This is a genomic window from Aestuariibaculum sp. M13 (genome assembly GCF_024723255.1).
GTDB lineage: Bacteria > Bacteroidota > Bacteroidia > Flavobacteriales > Flavobacteriaceae > Aestuariibaculum > Aestuariibaculum lutulentum.
Window position 1 is genome coordinate 397,154 of sequence record NZ_JANIAC010000002.1, and the last position, 20,006, is coordinate 417,159.

6 protein-coding genes and 1 other RNA gene are annotated in these 20,006 nt (G+C 36.2%); 2 read left to right on the forward strand and 5 right to left on the reverse strand.

The window, feature by feature from the left end; genetic code table 11:
• Positions 1-239: 239 nt before the first annotated feature.
• A complete protein-coding gene (locus NO995_RS08875; RefSeq protein ID WP_258227192.1) occupies positions 240-1,664 on the forward strand; it encodes a hypothetical protein in 1,425 nt (474 codons plus the stop codon).
• A 17-nt stretch (positions 1,665-1,681) separates the two neighbouring features.
• On the opposite strand, the gene NO995_RS08880 is transcribed toward NO995_RS08875, so the two are convergent.
• Entirely contained in the window at positions 1,682-2,485 is an 804-nt protein-coding gene (locus NO995_RS08880; RefSeq protein ID WP_258227193.1) for an SDR family oxidoreductase, read from the reverse strand.
• Between the two features lie 69 nt (positions 2,486-2,554).
• An RNA gene (ffs, locus tag NO995_RS08885) (signal recognition particle sRNA small type) lies at positions 2,555-2,653 on the reverse strand.
• A gap of 87 nt (positions 2,654-2,740) precedes the next feature.
• Between ffs and NO995_RS08890 the strand changes: the two genes are divergently transcribed.
• Complete coding sequence (locus NO995_RS08890) at positions 2,741-3,775, forward strand: glutaminyl-peptide cyclotransferase (RefSeq protein WP_258227194.1); 1,035 nt, start codon at positions 2,741-2,743, stop codon at positions 3,773-3,775.
• A gap of 104 nt (positions 3,776-3,879) precedes the next feature.
• Here NO995_RS08890 and NO995_RS08895 read toward each other — a convergent pair whose 3' ends face one another.
• The 3 genes from NO995_RS08895 to NO995_RS08905 form a co-directional block, all read right to left on the reverse strand.
• Positions 3,880-5,022 carry an MFS transporter gene (locus NO995_RS08895; RefSeq protein WP_258227195.1) on the reverse strand — a complete coding sequence of 381 codons (1,143 nt, stop codon included), beginning with the start codon at positions 5,020-5,022 and terminating at the stop codon, positions 3,880-3,882.
• Between the two features lie 173 nt (positions 5,023-5,195).
• Entirely contained in the window at positions 5,196-6,173 is a 978-nt protein-coding gene (locus NO995_RS08900) for a type IX secretion system membrane protein PorP/SprF (protein ID WP_240574184.1), read from the reverse strand.
• Between the two features lie 38 nt (positions 6,174-6,211).
• On the reverse strand, positions 6,212-19,957 hold the full coding sequence (locus tag NO995_RS08905) for a T9SS type B sorting domain-containing protein (RefSeq protein WP_258227196.1): 13,746 nt from the start codon (positions 19,955-19,957) through the stop codon (positions 6,212-6,214).
• Between the last annotated feature and the right edge of the window lie 49 nt (positions 19,958-20,006).

Here is a 20,006-nt window from a genome sequence, read left to right on the forward strand (position 1 = left end):
TTAATTTATATATAGCAAACATTTCTAAAACTCTTTTGTAGAGCGTTGCTATAAATTTGTGCAAAAGTAGAAAATTCAAACCGTAAGTGGAAACTTAGTTCCTGAATTTTAACCCGAATAACTCAATGATTTTGTTATATTAGCTGTTTTTTCGAAGTTTCAACTTTAACAACGCCTTAACAGCACTATATTAATACAACCCATATTTTTGTATAGTAATAAAGTCGACCAAACATTCTATGAGATTACACTATTTATGCATATTTTTAGGTTTAACACTGGTTAACTGTGTAGATGACAAAAAAGCCGAAAATGAGAATTATGCATATTTTGGAGGGGAAATTATTAACCCTGGTAATGACTTTGTTGTTCTCTCGAAAGCCGATAAAATTATTGATACGGTTAAGTTAGATAATCGTAACCGTTTTCTTTACAAATTTGAAAATATTGAAACTGGTGGTTTATACACCTTTCATCATGGTGGTGAAATTCAGGTTGTTTTTTTAGAACCAAAAGACAGTTTACTTTTTAGGCTTAATACCCTTGAATTTGATGAATCTCTGGTTTACACCGGACGCGGTGACAAAAAGAACAACTATTTGGTTAATGAATTTTTAATAAACGAAATTCAGGAAAAGAATATTTTTAAATACTGCCAATTAAATCCTGAATTATATCTTAAACGTATTGATTCTTTAAAATTCATCAAACTTAAAAACCTTAAGTTGTTTAAAGATCGTTATGAAACTTCTGAGCTATTTGACAAAATAGCCATGGCTGATATTAATTATAACTATTATTCTAGCAAAGAGGTTTATCCTATGGTGCATTACGGAAGAGATAAAAGTACTATTTTAGAATCTCTTCCTAAGGATTTCTACGATTACAGAAAAGATGTTGATTACAACGATGCTTTTTTTAAAGACAATCATTATTACGATAAGTTTTTAAGACATAGTTTTAACAATATGGCGCTTCATGAGCATTACAACCATAATGACAAACAACACTTTAATAGAAGCTCGCTGTGTTACACTTTAGATAAGCTGGAACTCATTGATAGTTTAGTAAGTAATCCTGTTATTAAAGAAGAGCTACTTTATTATTATACTATAAACTATTTAGCAAGAAGTACAGATTCTATAAGCAATAATAAACTTCTAAATTCTTATTTAAATAAAAGTACTGACGAAGAAAGTAAAGAAAATTTCAAACGCTTTGTTTCGATGCTGGACGTAACTAAAAATGGGGCAACCTTCCCATCGGTTAAAGCTTTCGATACTAAAAACAACGAATTAGATTTAAAGGAAATTATTGATAGACCTACTGTTATTACATTCTGGTCTCATTTATATTACGATCACTTTAAGGATAGTCATTATAAATTAAGAGAACTAAGAATGAAATATCCTGAAGTTAACTTTATTTCAGTTAATATCGATAATTACGATAGTGATAGAATTAAGAAATCACTAATAGATAAAAGATTCCCTTTACAGTACGAGTACATCTTAAAAAACCCAAAAGTATCTAAAGAGTTTTTAGCTGTACAGCCTATGACTAAAACTTATTTAGTAGATAAGCACAAAATTATAGTTAACAGTAATGCCAATATTTTCTCAAGTAATTTTGAGGAGGAAGTATTAGGTATGATTAACCGATAATAATCACTACAAACTTATTAAAGCTTATAGTGATTCATTAGTAATTTTTCGTATACCTTATCTGGTAAAATACGTTTTAAAGCCACAGAGAATTTCTGCATAAACTCCCCTACTTTGTAATGCACCTTGGGTGATTTTGTATTGATTACATTATAGACTGCTTTAGCCATCATTAAAGGGTCACTGCCACTGTCTACGTGAGTATTCATTAACTCTAAGGTATTTCCGTAAGGTTCTTTATATGGTGAGTCATCCAGTAACGGCGCATGATAACGTCCTGCAGCTATATTGGTAGCAAAATCTCCGGGAGCAATATTAGTCATATTAATATTAAACCCTTTCAATTCCATTCTAAAAGCCTCAGTAATCAATTCCAAAGCGCCTTTACTTGCACTGTAAACACCGCGATAAGGTAAGCCCATATAACCGGCAATAGACGTAATATTGATGATTAAACCCGATTGTTGTTTACGCATCTGCGGTAATACGGCTTTAATCACATTTATAGGTCCGAAAAAATTAGTTTCAAAGTTCGCTTTAATTTCTTCCTCTGGAATTTCTTCAATAGCTCCGGTAATTCCGGCTCCGGCATTATTAATAGCAATATCCAATCTGCCTTCCTTTTCTATAATGGTAAAAACCGTTTGCTTAATCGTATCTGTATTTTTTACATCTAAAGCTAAAATGGGAAATTTACTATCCGGATATTTCTCAGGATTTCTACTTGTTCCGTAAACAATAAAACCTTTATCTGTTAAAAATTCTCCAATAGATTTTCCTATACCAGAAGATCCTCCTGTAATTAAAATAACTTTAGACATATTTAGATGTTTTTTGAAGACGTAAAGGTAGTATTTTGAATGGCTTTTTAGGAAACAAAAAGGCATAAAAAAAGGCAAGCTACCTACATCACACCGCTACGACCATTTACCTTTGCTGCGTTCCCGCCCTGGAGGATTCAACAGGAGCTGGTTGTGTAGGACTTGCCGCTGCAAATATACAATCTTTTAAAAGTTTCACAATGATTTTTTACTCTGATTTTAAATAAATATCTTGCTTTAAATTAAACATCTCAAATGAAAACATACAAGTACTTAGTAATCATATTTTTAAGCACAACCCTTATAAACTGTGGTTCTAACACAGGATCGAAAAAAAATGGATTTTCTATTAAAACGAATGCCGAAAAAGGCAATATTTCCAGTAATGAGACCCTAAAATTAGATCTTGAAAATCTAAAATCGTATACTATCGACTCCGTTTCTTATACTTTCGACGGAAAGTCTATTGAAAATAATCTTACACTTTCAAATTACAAATTAGGAAAACACACTGTTGAAGCCACTGTTTACTTTAATGGCGAAAAACAAACCATCAATACTGTGGTCACTATTTTAGCCAGCGAATTACCTAAAGTGTATACCTATAACATCGTTAATGAATATCCACATGATATTACTTCTTATACCCAAGGATTAGAATTTCACAACGGACAACTTTACGAAAGTGTTGGTCAATATAAAGAATCTAAACTTCGCTTAGTTGATTACAAAACCGGAGATGTTTTAAAGAATATAAATATAGCTGATCAGTTTTTCGCGGAAGGTTTAACCATTTTAAATGATAAAATCTATCAGCTTACCTGGAGAGAAAACACAGGTTTTGTTTACGATGTAAATTCATTTGAAAAAATAAGCAGTTTTAAATACGGGAAAAGTAAAGAAGGCTGGGGACTTTGTAACGATGGCAAATCGATTTACAAAAGTGACGGTAGTGAAAATATCTGGTTGTTAAATCCGGAAACATTAACTGAAGACGACCATATTGAAGTTTACACTAACAAAGGCAAAATTGTTGGTGTAAATGAACTGGAATGGGTTAATGGCGATATTTATGCTAACCGTTATCAAAAGGATGGTGTAGCTATTATAAATCCTAAAAACGGAGCTGTTATTGGTGTTGTAGACTTCTCTCCTCTTAAAAAGAAAGTTACACAACACGAAGGTTTAGACGTATTAAATGGTATAGCCTACAATCCAGATACCAATACCTTGTTTATTACCGGAAAACGTTGGGATAAATTATTTGAAGTAGAAATTGTAGAGAAATAATTTTAGTAAAACATATTACTAAATAATCAAGCCACAAATTCATAGATAATTTTAATCTAAGTTATGTATGAATTAGTGGCTATTTTTTTTAAAACAATAAAAACTTATTGTTGTTTAGATTGGTAATTCATCATTTTAAACGCCACTGGAATAAATAAGATTCCAATTAATACAAACAGGAAAAACGCATTTTCAAGATTAAAGGCATGCGCAAGATAGCCTATCAATGGTGGTCCTATAAGCATGCCTAGTATTGCATATGTAGTTATAATTGAAATTGCCATTCCCGGTGAATATTTTTTCGAAGTTCCAGCCAATGACATGGTTACCGGAAAAATCGCAGCCGTGCCAAAACCTACCAGGAAAAAACCTGCCAAAGCCATCCAAAATGTTTTAAAAACAATAGCCATAAGTATTCCTGTAGCAATTAACAATCCGCTTAAAATATAAGTTTTTAAAATCCCTATAACATTAACTAATTTATCTGAGAAGAAACGTGACAGAGCCATGGTAGTCATAAAAATTAAATAGCCATAGGTAAAGACTTCTTCATGTAAAACTTCTTTAAAAAAGACACCACTCCAGTCGAACATACCACCTTCACATACTGCTCCAAAAAATATAAGTATTCCCAAACTCATAATATAAGGATCAGGCTTACTAATGATTAATTTATTTCCTGAAGGCGATTTATCATTTTTAACTGTAAATCTAAATGTTAACAACGCCACAGCTAAGCTAAAAACAGCAATGCTTAACATGTGAATTTGAATAGGCACATCAAATTTCACCATAAGTGTTGAAATACCAACACCTAAAACACCTCCCGAACTCCAAAGCCCGTGAAAAGCCCCTACTACCCTTTTTTCATATTTCTTTTGAAGCGTAATAGATTGGGTATTAATTGAAATATTTAAAATTCTTAAACAAAATGCAAATCCTGAAATAGAACACACTAAGGCAAAAGTTGTTGTGGCAAAACCAATGGATGCCATACTAATAGAAAATAATGTAAAAGCGAAAATTAACGGAATACGACTATCAAATTTTGACACCAGCCACCCTGAAATTGGCAAACCTATTAACGAACTTATAGGCATGGCTATTAAAATGGTTCCTAATTGCGCATCATTTAAATCGAAAAATGTTTTAATGGTTGGTATGCGCGATGCCCAAGTGGCAAAACAAATACCAGATAAAAAGAAATAAATACTTAAAGCAATACGTTGTTTGGCTCTTAATTCCATTGTTAGCTTATTAATTTTCAACTTATAATGAAGTTCATTTTTTGAATCTTCAGTCTAATACAAATTGAATTATAAAAGTAAACCTCAGCTTAAAAACTGAGGTTTATAAATTATTAATATTTTAAGCTGCAAAAATACTACAACGTATTGATTTTAAATCATAATTGTCATTTTTAATTATGAACAGGACTTTGCGTACACGGACAGTTACTAATACCTTGTAAAAATTCTAATCCAATAGTTACGACATGCGTTCCGGAGTTATAGCCAGAAAGTCCGTTTGTAGTAACCTGATACGCATAACCAAAGTAGAAGATTGATTTTTTGAATCCTACCATTGGCCCAATATTTAAAGGTTTTAAGAATTGATCGTTTAAGAAACGATAAGAGATTCCTCCCCAGAAATAATCTTCGTAACGGTTGTATTTTCTAAACTTAAAGTTTAAATCGGTACTTGAACGTTTATCACTACTAAACATTTGATAGAATACAGAAGGTTCAAACTCTAAACCACTTTTTTTAGGTCCTCTAATGGTATACCCTGAATAAATCTGATAGTTTAAAAGTAAACGTGGCTCCAGTTTTCTAATATCTCCATTAAAGTTTTTCGGCAATAAGTTATTCGCATTAAAACTTAAATAAAATCCATGATTTCTGTAAAGTGCACCAACATCAAAGTTGTTGTTCGAAGTTCTTCTATCATCTGTAATAAAGGGATCTACTACAGGGTTTTCATAACCTGTGTTGAAATTATTAATGTCTATTCGGAAATTATTAATGTTATACGAAATACCAAACGATAAATACTGCTTAGAATAATAATCTAAAATAATGTGGTGAGCGAATGAAAACTTAGCACCGGTTTGAAGCGTGTTACCATTTTTATCATTGTAAAACGACACCCCAACTCCAGAACGATCAGCAATTCTAAAATCGGCATACACCGACTGGTTATCGGGTGCACCTTTAATTCCAACCCATTGTGTTAATCCGTTGGCTCTGATCTTTAAATTATCACCAATACCAGCAAATGTTGGAGACACCACAAAATTATTATCTGCCAGATATTGAGTAAATACCGGCAAGTTTAACTCTTGACTATAACTGGTTGTTATAGTCAAGAATAAGATATATATGATTAGTTTTCGCATCGTCGTAAATTTAATATTAACAGTCATAAAACCACTAATTACCTGTAAAGCGTAAAGTGTCCAACAAAATCTCTATCGTCTTTAGGGTCGTTAAGTTTCACAACAAACCAGTAATCACCCGTTGGTAATTCTTCGCCGTTATACTTGCCATCCCATTTTTGTCCGGCTTTCAATCTCGCTACTACACGTCCGTAACGGTCATAGATATCGAACGTCAAATCTTTATACTGCTCTGTACATCCAGGGCCCCATTCATCTAAGGTACCATCACCATTTGGTGTAAAGTAATTAGGAATACAAACATCAATATACTCGAAATATCCTGAAGCTTCTAAAGTACATCCGTTACTATCAACTACTGTTACTGTATAGTTACCAGTTTCATAATAAATGAATGTGCTTTCGCTACCATAAGATTCTCCATTTAAGAAAAACTCATATTCACCAGTACCTCCGGTTGCCATAGCTTCAATTGTATTGATAGTTTCACCTTCCTGAATCGCTAACTGTAACGGTTCGTAAGCTTCAATATCAAATAATTCGGTTTGCTTCGTACATCCGTTAGTATGCCTAACATCTATATAATGACCAATGCCTGCAGGAACATTTACAAATATATTACTTGCCTGATATGGCCCGCCATCTAATGAATATTCTAACTGTGTCGGGTCTGTCATGGTTTCATCCACATAAACCGTTACCATATTTGTAGAAATATTGTTTTCACAACCATACTCCAATACGGCTACAGGATCAATCTTAACAGGATCTGGGAATTCAATATTCCATTCAGACTGACAACCTTCACTATCGGTTACGTAAACCACATGATCTTCTCCATTTAAATTAGAGAATGTGAACAACGTTTGACCATCAGCTCCTTGAACATAATTTCCGTTGATATCATCAAGAGCAACACTATAAGGTTGAGTACCTCCCGTAATTTCAATACTGAATTCTCCGTTCATATCGCCATCACATAACACAGGGATTAACGAATTCGGAACAATAGTTACGAACTGAGGATCTGGTTGTGCTATTGTGAAATCGAATAACACATAACAACCTAATTGATCCTGAACTAAACCTTGATAATAACCTGGCTCAAGGTTATCGAAAATAGGCTCATCAAAGAACTGATTCATTTGTGGTGAAATCGCATACTTGATGATACCACTTCCTCCTGTTGCTGTGATTTCTAAAATACCATCGTTACTTCCGTTACAGGTTACATCGGTAACATCCCATTGCACTTCTAATGGTAAATTAGGTTCTGTAATAGTTACTAGAACAGATGTCACTAAACAATCACCACTTTCTACATGTACCTGATACGTTCCGATTGGTAATTCGGTAAATACACCAGGGCTATCCTGAACTGCTGTTGTGATGTCGTTACCTGAAGCGTCTTGTAAAGTATAAACATAGTTTCCTAAACCTCCTTCAGCTTCTGCAACAATAACTCCTGTTGTATCTCCGGCACAATTAATAGTTGCATTAGTTGTATCTAAAATTACTGTCAACTCCGGAAGTTCTTCCACAACAATATCGTTAGATACCACAGACGTACATCCGTTAGCATCTCTAACATAATATCTGTACGTACCTGGCGCCACAGAGAACGTGGTTTCTGTTGTAAACGAACCTAAAACTGTTGCAAATAATTCATCTGCACTATACTCATAAGTTCCTGTGCCACCCGTTGCGCTTAAAGTCAATGTCGCATCAACTGTACAGGTTTGAGTTGAAGCTTTCACTAAACTTGCCACCATTTGCTCAGGTTCCGCAATAACGATATCTGCAAAAGTCGTTTCACAAGTAAAGCCATCTGAAACAGTCACGTTATATGTTCCTGCTCCCAAACCTGTAAACACGTTAGATGTTTGCGGCCCAGATGAACTTACTACCGGTGATAATGTGTTTAAAGTATAGGTATAATTTCCACCTTGTCCACCTAATACATTCGTTACAGTAATGCTTGCCGTTCTGTCACCAAAACATGACAACATAGTTGTGCTTGGAGTAACTATTGCGTCAATTGGTAGCGGATCTATTAATTCCACTGTTTCTGAAGCAATACAGCCTTGGCTATCTCTTACGCTTACCGTATAAATACCCGCAGATAAACCTTCGAAATAATAAGTACTGCTGAACGCTGAAATGACAGTTGCTCCTAATTCTAACTGATACTCATAAGCTCCTGGCCATCCACCTGAACCACTTGCTGAAATGGTTCCGTCTGCACCAATACAAGTAATATCGGTATGAGATGTTTGAATTTCTAATGGTGCTGTTGGTGCTGTAATGGTTACATTCGTTGTTACCGAACAGAATGGCGCATTCGTTAACGTCGCATTAATAGTGTAGGTTCCTGATGCTAATCCAGTAATCGTTAACGGACCAGCATTAGTCGAAGCTCCCGATTGTACTGAAACTCCTGAAGCATCTAATACATCATAAGTAAACGGGCCAGCTTCGTCGGTTGGTGTTGGTACACGATCTACTAACGTTAAAGTAACATTTCCGTCGTTATCGCTAAAACACGTTACATCTGTAATACTTTCAACTTCTAATTCAAAGGTATTTGGATTGGTTACATAGTGCACCGTTTGTAAACTACAACCTGTATCTATGTTTTCTACTGTAATAATGTAATTACCTACTGTTAAACCTGTAAAGATTCCTGTTGCATTGGTTTGGTTGTATGACACATTAACCCCTTCAACAGTATATTGCAGATTTGCTGCTCCAGAAGTTGTTGCAGAAACCGTAATATCTTCATCGTTAACACAAGTAATCGCATTATCAATTGCGATATTGATGTTCTCTAACTCTACATAAGGAGCAATAACTGCAGTTGTTGTTCCAGAGCATCCATTTTCATCGTATACGTTAATGGTATAACTTCCGCCAAGGAAATCAGCTTCATTATAAACATTATTTAAACCAGATTGTGCTAAAACACCATCTCTGTAGAATTCGTATATCACATAGTTATTAGAGCCACCTGTAACACCCGAAACTGTGATTGAAGCAAAGTTTGCTGCATTTGTATCCGGAGTACAAGTATACTCTACAACTGTTGGATTTGGCACTACAATAGCATCCGGCTCTCCAACTGTTTCCTCTTGTGTTAATGTACAGTTTCTTCCTGAAGTCACCGTGACATCATACACCCCTGGTGCTAATCCTGTAAATACATTCGATGTTTGTGTGGTTACACCTCCGTCTAAGCTATAAGTATAAATAGGGTTATCGTTAGTCGCTGGTAAATTCACAGTAATCGTTCCATCAGCACTTCCGTTACACGTTACATCGGTTGGCGTAGTAGTAAATGTTACCGGTGTTGGAGCATCTAAAATAATAGGTGCTGTATTGTTACATCCTGTATCCACATCAGTGATTATAACTGTATAAGAACCTGAAGGAATGCCAGAAATTTCATTACCTGTAATGGTGGCTCCTGCAAAATCAATCGCGTAGCTATAATTTCCTGAACCTCCCGTTCCGTTAACTGTAATAACACCATCGGCAGTATCACAACTTGGTAAGGTGGTCACTGAAACATTTAAATCTAATGTCGGATAAATTTCAATTGGCGTTGTTTCTGTATACGTACATCCGTTTCCATCTTTAACTGTAACATAATACGTACCCGGTGTAGACACTGTGAACGTTGGACTTGTTTGGAATCCGGCACCAATAGAAAAACTATACGGTTCTACTCCATTTTCTGCAGAAACTGTAAATGTAAATGCATCGCCATTTAAGTTACACTGGTTATCTGAACCAGTTGGTACCGTTACTGTTGGTAGTGGGTCAGTTGTAATGGTTACATCAATCATATCTATACACCCATTCGCATCTCTTACCCATACATCCCAATCTGTACTTGTTGTAGGATCTAAAACTGCAGACGCACTATTGCTATAGTCTGCATCAACCGGAGCAGAACCATTAATAATAAATGCATACTCGTAAGGCAATGTACCTCCTGTTGCTTCAACCGTTACATGCGCACCAAAATTACAGTTGGCGTTAATATTGCCAACTTGTACTAAACTTACTGGTGTTGGATCGGTAACCACAACCGTAGCTTCATCTTTACAACCCGTAGCTGTATCGGTAACTTCAAGGGAATAACTTCCTGCGGAAAGATTAGTTAAAGTAACGGTATTACCCGACTTGGTAACTGTTTCTGTTCCTGTGCCTCCTGATAAAGACACGGAATAATCTGCAGAATAGTTAGCCACCGTAAACTCAGCGGCGCCGTTAGCATCACCTGTACACAATACATTATTAGTTAATAAACCTGAAACAGTTATATTAGTTACTGGGTCTATGGTATAAGCTTCTGTGTAAAAACATCCATTTGCGTCGGTAACTGTAAATACATAAGTTCCTGGCAATAATCCTGTAAATTCACCTGAATCTTCACCCGATATATTTGTTGTTTCGGATGCTGGTGAAATAATACTGTATTTCAATGGTGCTACACCATTAGTTGCCGTTAAATTAACTGAAGCCGTCGTTGTTATACAGGTTATATCTGTTGGAACAAAATCTAAATCCGTAGGAACACTTAATGGTTCAATATCTGTAGTTGCAGAACTTGCGGCAGTACATCCATTGGTATCTTTTACCCAAACCGTTACAGTACCAGGATTATATGTTCTATATGTATTTGTTGTTGTGTAATTAACACCTCCATCGAAACTGAATAAATAAGATCCTGAACCACCTGTTGCTGTTGCTGTAACTTCAGCTGGCTCAGTAGCATTTCCTACTCCACAGCTTAAGGTTGTAGTTACTTGTGCAAATGCTTCAACCAAATCTGGTTCACCAACTGGTATATCAACTTGAGGAGATTCACAATTTTTACTATCTCTTACTTGTATAGTATAAGTACCTTCTGTTAAACCATCAAATACATTTGAAGTTTGCCAAGCATCCCAAGAAGAACCAGCATCATCACTTTTTCTATACTCATAAGGTGCTATGCCATTGGCAGCCGTTACAATAATACTTCCATCTGTACCACCATTACAAGTTACATCAAACACTTGAGTTGTATGCGTAGGAGTTGTAATAGGAGTTACTGTAATATCATTAGATATAGCTTGACAACCTTGATCGTCTGTAACTCTAAATGTATAAACACCCGGTGTATTAACTGTATATTCTCCAGCTACTGGCGTTATTGTTGTATAACTTCCGCCATCTAGGCTTACTTCATATAAACTATAAATATTAGATCCTCCTGAAGCCGATAAATTAATAATGGCATCGTCATCACAAGTTAAATCTAAACTTAAAATCGCATCTAATAAAACAGGTGGATGAACTGTATAAACTGTTGTTGCAATACAACCATTGTCATCTTTTATGTATAAATCATAATCTCCCGCGGCGCTAATAGTAAAAATAGCACTTGTTTGATAAACTCCTCCACCTATACTGTATGTTTCATTTCCATTATAGGTTGTTCCTGTTATAGTAATTGGAAATGGTGTACCATCAAAACAATACGGACTTGGATCATTAATTGTCGGTGGTGCATCAGTTGAAATATCTTCATTAAGTCTAACAGTACAATTGTTAGCATCTGTAACAACGATATCCCAATTCGTTCTGATACTTGGATCTAAAACCACAACATTACTAGATACAAAATCACCTACACCAGGGGTGAATCCAGGAGCTCCAACGGCGTATTGATACGGTCCAGTACCTCCAGTAGTTGTAATAGTTAATTGAGCTCCAGTGTTACAATTTGCATTCACCGTATTTGATACAGCCGATAATAAAGGTTGAATTGGTTGATTAATTCTAAATGATTCTGAAACAGTACACAATGTTCCATCTGCCTCTCTTACAAATAATTTATAATTTCCTGCCGCTAATCCTGTAACAGAACCATTTGCAGGAGCACCAGTTAATCCTGTGAAAGTACCATTTTGAGCTGGTATTATGGGTGAATTAGTCAAATCATCCTGAATTTCATAATATAACGAAGTAACTGAAGAATCATAATTAGATATTGTAAAACTTATACTTCCATCATCACTTCCGTGGCAATTTACATCAGTTGTGGTTAATGGATTTATTTCTATTCCGGATAAAACTGGAGTTGTAACCTCTATTATTGAATAACACCCTCCTGAGTCAACCACCTGAAATAAATAAGTTACTCCATGATTTAAACCCGTAAATATATGTGATGTTGATGCTGTTGGACCAACTTCTGTTGCTGTTTGTCCATAAATAGAATATGTAAATGGACCTGCCCCCGTAATTACAGAAATTTCAACTGTTGCTCCTGTAGCACAAGACCCTGTTGATACATTACTATCTAATTGAATATTTGGAGGAGTTTCAATTCTTTGTTTATCACTAATATATTCACATCCTTTTGCATCAACTATAGTCACATAATAATCACCAAATGATAAACCGGAAAATGTATTTGTCACTAATGAAGTTGTTACACTTGAACCTACCTGAGTAAAAGTGTTATCATACAATGAATATGTAAATGGAGCTATTCCTCCTGAATTTATAGTAATGTCTATACTTCCTGGAACATTTGAATTACATTGTATAGCATTTCTAACAATAGTTACATCTATAGGATCTGGCTCTCCTAACGTAACCGTTCCATCGACAAAACAGCCTTTGCTATCCATCACAACATAATCATAAGCTACATTTGCAATTAAACCACCAAATACATTAGATGACACAAAAGTGGTTCCTCCATCTAAACTATAAGTAAAAGGCGCCTCTCCTGTTAAACCTGTTAACTGAATTGAACCATCTGAAAACCCGTTACATGTTGGATCTATAGAAACAGCATTAGCTGTAACTAAAACGGGATCAGTTGTTGTAAATACTTCGGTCTCAAAAGTACAACCATTAGCATCACTTATTTCAAACTTATACGTTCCTTCAACCGTTGTTAATAAACTAAAATCATTTCCACTAACTGTTGGTGTACCTGTTCCTTGAATTAAAACTACAGTATAAGGCGCATTTCCACCGGAAATAGTTCCTTCAATTGTGGCTTCAGCTGGTGCCGAACAGGTTAAGTCTTTAGTTAATAAAGCATTTACTGTAATAGGTTCAAAAACATCTGTAGCTGTATCGGCTGTTGCTATACATCCATTAGCATCTCTAACCATTACAGTATAACTTCCAGCTGCATTAACAGTGAAAATCGGACTTGATTGATATGAAGCACCTCCATTAATACTATACGATAATGGTGCAATTCCAGTCGCACTAACTTCAAAAGTAAATCCTGAACTTGCTGTACACTGATTATCTACTGTTGGCGCTGATACCGTTGGTAACTCATCCTGGTCAATAGTAACTTGTGTAGGTGTTGGCTCTGTACATCCGTTAGCATCTTTCACATAAACATCCCAAACTAAAATTGTTCCATTACTGGTATCAACTGTAATTACATTACTTGTTCCATAATCAAAATCACCTGGAACAGGATCTCCTGAAGGTACAGCTGCATACCAATAATTAGGTGTTCCACCTGTAGCTGAAACTGTAATTTGAGATTCTGAAATATTACAAGTAATATTAGATGCTGAAGCAGTCACCCCTATAGCAGCTGTAGGTTCATTAATAGTTACACTTTCGGTAGCTGTACATCCCGTGTCGGTATCTGTCACTGTAACAGTATACGTTCCTGCTGTTAAATCTGCCAAATTAATTACAGATCCTGTAACGGTATCTGTTCCACCAGTTACTGTATACGTGAAATTCGTCGCATTAAATACTTCAAATTGTGCTGATCCGTCATTTGCTCCAAAACATAACACATCACTTAATTTCAGAGCGGTCATTGCTATCGGCGTTACCGGGTCGATAACAAACGATTCTGTATAATAACATCCGTTTTCATCGGTTACTCTAAATACATAAGTATCTGGCGCTAATCCTGAGAAAACATTTGATGTTTGAGGCGCAACCACTACCGGAGAAATAATTTCATAGGTTAATGTACCTACACCATCTGTTGCTGTCACAGTTACTGTAGATGTGGTATTATCACAAGTTACAACAGTTGCCGAAAAATCTAAATCGGTTGGTGGATTTAACGCTGAAATAGTTAACGAACCATCAGCGGTACATCCATTAGCATCCTGAACAGAATATGTTATGGTTTGGTCTGAACCATTATCATTGACTTCTAATGTATTTGAAGCACTATATCCTGAACCGTTAAAACTATACTTATACGGTGCGGTTCCTGTTGTTGGAACAGCAATAGTCACTGTTGAAGATTGTGCTGTATTATCGGCAGCACAGCTGAAAGGCGTTGCCGCAGCACTAGCCACTAAAGTTGTAGGTTCTGTAATCGTTACAGTTCCATCAAAAGTACATTCATTAGCATCCTGAACCTGATAATTATAAGTTCCAGCCGCTAATCCTGTATATAAGGACGTTGATGAAAAACCACTTCCGTTAAAACTAAATAAATAAGGCCCTACACCTCCTGATGGCACAATTTGAACCGAACCATCTGCACTTCCATTACACAAAGCATCAACTACTGTCGTTGTCGCTGTTGGGTTTTCAATAGGGTTTACTGTAATCACATTCGATACAGCTGTACATCCATTGGCATCGGTTACCTCGAATTGATAAGCCCCTTCCGCTCCTGTGGTTAAAGTAAAGGTGTTCCCTGTTAGGTTAACCGTACCAGATCCTTGAATCAAACTTACTGAATATGGTGCATAACCATCGGTAATAGTTCCCGAGATAACTGCATCTGGTGATACTGTACAATCTAATTCTTTTGTTAATGTTGCAGAAATATTAACTTGAGAAGCAATGGTTTCAGCATCTAAAGTAACTTCACAACCATAAGCATCTCTTACTGTAAATATATAATCTCCAGGAGTTAAATCGCTGAAAACAGGACTTGACTGAAAAGCTCCTCCGTTAACACTATACTCGTAAGGTGTTTGCCCGCCTGAAGCAGAAACTTCTAAAGTTGCCCCATTAGCCGCATCGTAACAATAATCAGCATTAACAATTGATGCTGTTGGTGCAGTTGGAGCTATTAAACTTATTGTTGTCGTTGCCGTACATCCGTTAGCATCGGTTGCTCTAATGGTATAATCGCCTGCAGCTACATTGGTTAAAATACCATTCGCCGGGAATGTATTTACAACTGTTAATGTAGCATCTAATAATTCGTATGTATACGCCGGTGTTCCACCTGTTGCTGTTGCAGTTACTGTAGAACCATCCAAACAAGTTACCGGAGTAGTTGTAGCCGATACGCTTAATGGTGATGGCGCTGTTATTACAGCTTGTAATGTTGCATCACAAAGTCCATCTGAAGCCGCATCGTAGCGCACCACAATATCATAAGTTCCTTCACCTAAGTTTGAAATAGTTAAAGGAGAGGTTGTGGTGGTGTTCCAGGTTGTTCCTCCATCAATTGAATACTGGTAGCCATTCGTAGCATCAAAATTTTGTGCCGCAATAGTAATACTTCCGTCTCCTGCACTTGCACAGGTTACATCGCTTGTTGAAACAATATCCGCAGAAAACGCTTGTCCTGATTCAATAATGAATGGGAAATCCTCCTGAGTAATACAAGTTACAGGTAACTGATACACTTCAATATCGTCTACGGCAAAATCAATACCGTTTACCTGAGCAATTTCTAATCGTAATACAAAATCTAAAGACGTATTATTTCCAGGATCTACGGTTTCATTAAACTCTACCCAACCATTAGTTTTAGGAATACCACCAATAGACTGAGATGATAAAGCCATACCATTACTATCCTGTAATTCTACAGTAAGTGATGCATCTGGTTGTGTATTTCCAACTTTTAATAAGTTAGTCGCAAAGAAACGCACCTGAATTGGTTGATTCGGAATGATATCTGTAATCGGTTTTCTGTAAACCACCGCATTGTCTGGAATAGCAAAACCAGCATCTACTGCTAAGAATCTACCCGGAATACTTCCTGTAGTATGATCTCTCGGACTCCACCATCCGCTATACGGATTGTTTCTTAATTCGTTTGTAACCGTATATTCTCCATTACCAAATAATCTATCACCATTACATTTTGTTGCTTCAACCTGTCTTTCAAAACAGAAATTCGGATTAATACCTGGTGATGTTACATCGCCACCTGAACCGAAACTTTCAAATAATAGGTTACTATAGGTTGGTACAGTTTCTAATTTATAAGTTACACTAATGGTATGACTACCTTCAGATACATTTAAGAAGGTTTGTGGATCTGCTAAATTCGGATTTTCAACGCCATCTAATAAATAGCCGTAAGAATACGAATCTGATCCTGTATTATTTACCACAACCGTTGTGTTACCTGTACCATCACAATTGTAATCTACATCTGAAATACTAATTGACGGTGGCACTGGTTCCGGATCGATAATGATTCCAGGCATTGCATAAATACAGCCATTGGCATCTCTCATGTAAATAGTATAGGTTCCCGGAGCTACCCAAGCTTCATTATCTGAAGTCCAGCTTACCTGATTATCAAAACTATATTCATATGGCGGTGTTCCTCCCGTTGGGTTTGTAACACGCACTCTTCCTTCACCATTTGGTCCACAACCTGCCAATTGCGATACCCCAGCCGAAGCACTTAACGGATAATCGGTTTCTGTTATAACAATATCTTCAGCAACACTAAAACACTCCTCGCCATCTAAAGTATATTCAATAAGTGTTTGGTATGTTCCTGCAGTAAGATTATAAAAATTAGGATTCGATGAGAATGTATTTCCATTATCTATACTATAGCTAACACTGTAACCATTCGCATTGGTCACGCTAAAAGTTATACTTCCAGAGTTCTCTCCGTTACATAAAATATTGGTTTGCTCCACTGTAAATTCCGGAGGTAAAATACCTTCGATAGTTTGGGTTGTTGAAGCCGAACATCCATTAAAATCAAATACTGTAATATCGTATGTTCCTGGTGTTGGAGCTGCAATCACTGGAGAATCCTGTGAAATAGTATTCCCGTTAACATAATACTGATAAGGAGGTGTTCCTCCTACCGGATATACTGTAATCTCACCATCGGTACAGGTTAAAGGTTTAGTAATAGCCGATGTTACCGTTAATACCGGTGGCTCAATAATTTCAATATCACCGGTAAATGTACAGCCATCATCTGTGGTGATGGTATATGAATAAGTTCCCGGATTAAGATTATCGAATGTATAATCGCTATCCATAATCGGACCTACGCTATTTATTAGCGTTCCTCCCATAGATAAACTATAGTAATACTGTGGAAGTGCATCGTTAACCGCTAATTTTATCGTCCCTTTATCTCCGTTACAGGTAGGCTGCGTTACAAATTCGGTAACATCAGCTTCTCTTTCACGCACATAAATACTAGGTGTTTGGAAAATACAAGGATTCATATCCACTTCAACCTGACGAATATAAACGGTGTAATAATCTGGCGTAGTAATTTCAAAAACGTTAGACGATTGCCATGGTCCGTTTGGATCTAAACTGTACTCATATCCAGAAGGCACACCACCAACGGTTACTTCACCTGGAGTGGTACAAATAATATCTTTAGCCGTAATAGTTGGATCTAATAGGTTCTGATAAACATTGAAATAGAAAATACTAAAACATCCACCAGGATAATTTATTACTATTCTAAACTGCCCTGCATCGTCAACTAGGAAATCTGGTCCTGAACCTACTTCGTTCCAGGTACAAGATTCATTTTCGTTAGCACAATCATCAACTAACATTTCATCACAACTAGATTCATCTAATTGTTGCCAGCTAATAGAAACCGCATCACTAATACCTGTTTGAATATTACGAACATCATTCGCACCACATAAGAAAATATAAGGTAATACCTTACCGTCGTTAGGACAGATTGGTAATAAATCGGCATATGGAATAATTGGATTCGTGATTGTATTTCCGTAAGGAATAACATGTATTGTTTCCTGAATAGAAATACAGGTTGATGATGTCGTATTATTTACGTAATAAGTTCCTGTACCTGTTGCTGTATATGTTTGTCCTGTTCCTACAACCGGTGACCCAGTCGGACTGGTAGACCATGAATAACTATCGTAACCAGCAGCAGCCGTTAGTACAACTGTAGAACCACATAGTATTTCTGTTTTTTCGAACGTACAGTTAGAAATATCCACTAAAAAGTTTGTAGATCCTGGCACACCAAGACATTCTTCGGTAGCAAAACTGCCTTCATCTACAACAACTGTCTGACTGATTACCCCTGTATATGTACCAAAAGCCTGATTCTTAATTTCATTAGAACAGGCCTGACTTAAATCGTAACAGTTAGGAACAATTCGTACCGGAATACGTATCGTGAATTTCGGATCGTTAACTTCTACCGAACCATCGGGTATCTCAAAAATAATTGTTCTTGTTGCGGGATCGTAAGACTGAATGGTCGCTCCTCCGGCGTTGCTTAAGTCTACATCTGCAGGATCAAAAATAATATTATCGGGTAATACGTCTTTAATGGTAAAATTAGTAACGTTATCGTTACCAACACTTTGATAAGTAATCTCATAAAATAATTGCTGACCTAAGTACACATCATCACCATCAATATCATCGCCGCTGGTATCTACAACCGTTTTAATTAGGTCAATATCTGGTGAAAAAATATCTACAGCAAACGCACTAAAAAATGCATAAATAGGATCGGCTTGTCCATTGGCTACCTGCAATCTAAAATCGGCTGAAGTCACATTATTATTGATGTATTCAGGATTGGCATGCAATATTTCCAAGAAACCCGTATCATAACCTAAGGTATTATTTCCTTCAGGGTTTCTCGGGTGTGAAACACCATTGGTATTTTCAATTACAGAATTAAAAAAGTTATTCGCAGGTCCTCGTAATGGTGTACTAACCTCTTTACCGTTAATTTCTAATTTATTGGCTTTTTGCGTTTTATCACCATCTAAAGCACCATAAGCAAATTGTAAATCAATATCACCTGTTGATGGTGTTCTAAAACCAGTTACAGGAATAGTTTCTTGATGCCCTTTATATAAATGACTAAATCCATCAAAAAGGGTGAATGATTTTGTATGTAACGCTGGATCTTCATAAATCACAATTAAAGACCAACCCGCACTTAACCCTGTAGATTCGTTCGTTCCTTCACTAGATACCACATTAGCCATAGTATATGTTCCTTCTACATCACCTAAACTAGACATAATATCGGTTACATCGGCAAAACACGCATATGGTGTATTAGCAGTTTCGTTATTAAATGCTGAAATTGGATTAACAATAGCATCATAAATTATTTCACCCGAAATATCGGTGTAAGCAGAACTATTAGGAACCTTAAGCTTTACATTAGTAATATTCGATCTGTTTTCACCTTGCTTAAGCATCGCACTCCAATACAATCCAGCGAAGACTACGCGATAACAATCTGTCGAGGTTCCATCTGGGTGGTCTGATAGTACAAGGTCTGCACTACTGGAACTAAAAGTTGAAGCATCACCATCAATATCAATATATTGCATACTGAAATCCTGGTTATTAGCTCGATTATCGTTAAAATCCTGATTGCTTTGTCCTAAAATATTATTACCTATTACAAGCATACTTCCTCGAACATCGACCTTTTCCCTAACAGAAAATTCCTTGTAGGTTTGAGCCATACCGCAATAGGATAGCAGCAGGAATAACAAAACCAAAGTAGGTTTAATAAAAGTAGTTTTTTTCATGGCGGTTAGTTTTTTATCACTTATAATACCTAATTGGGGCACAGTATTA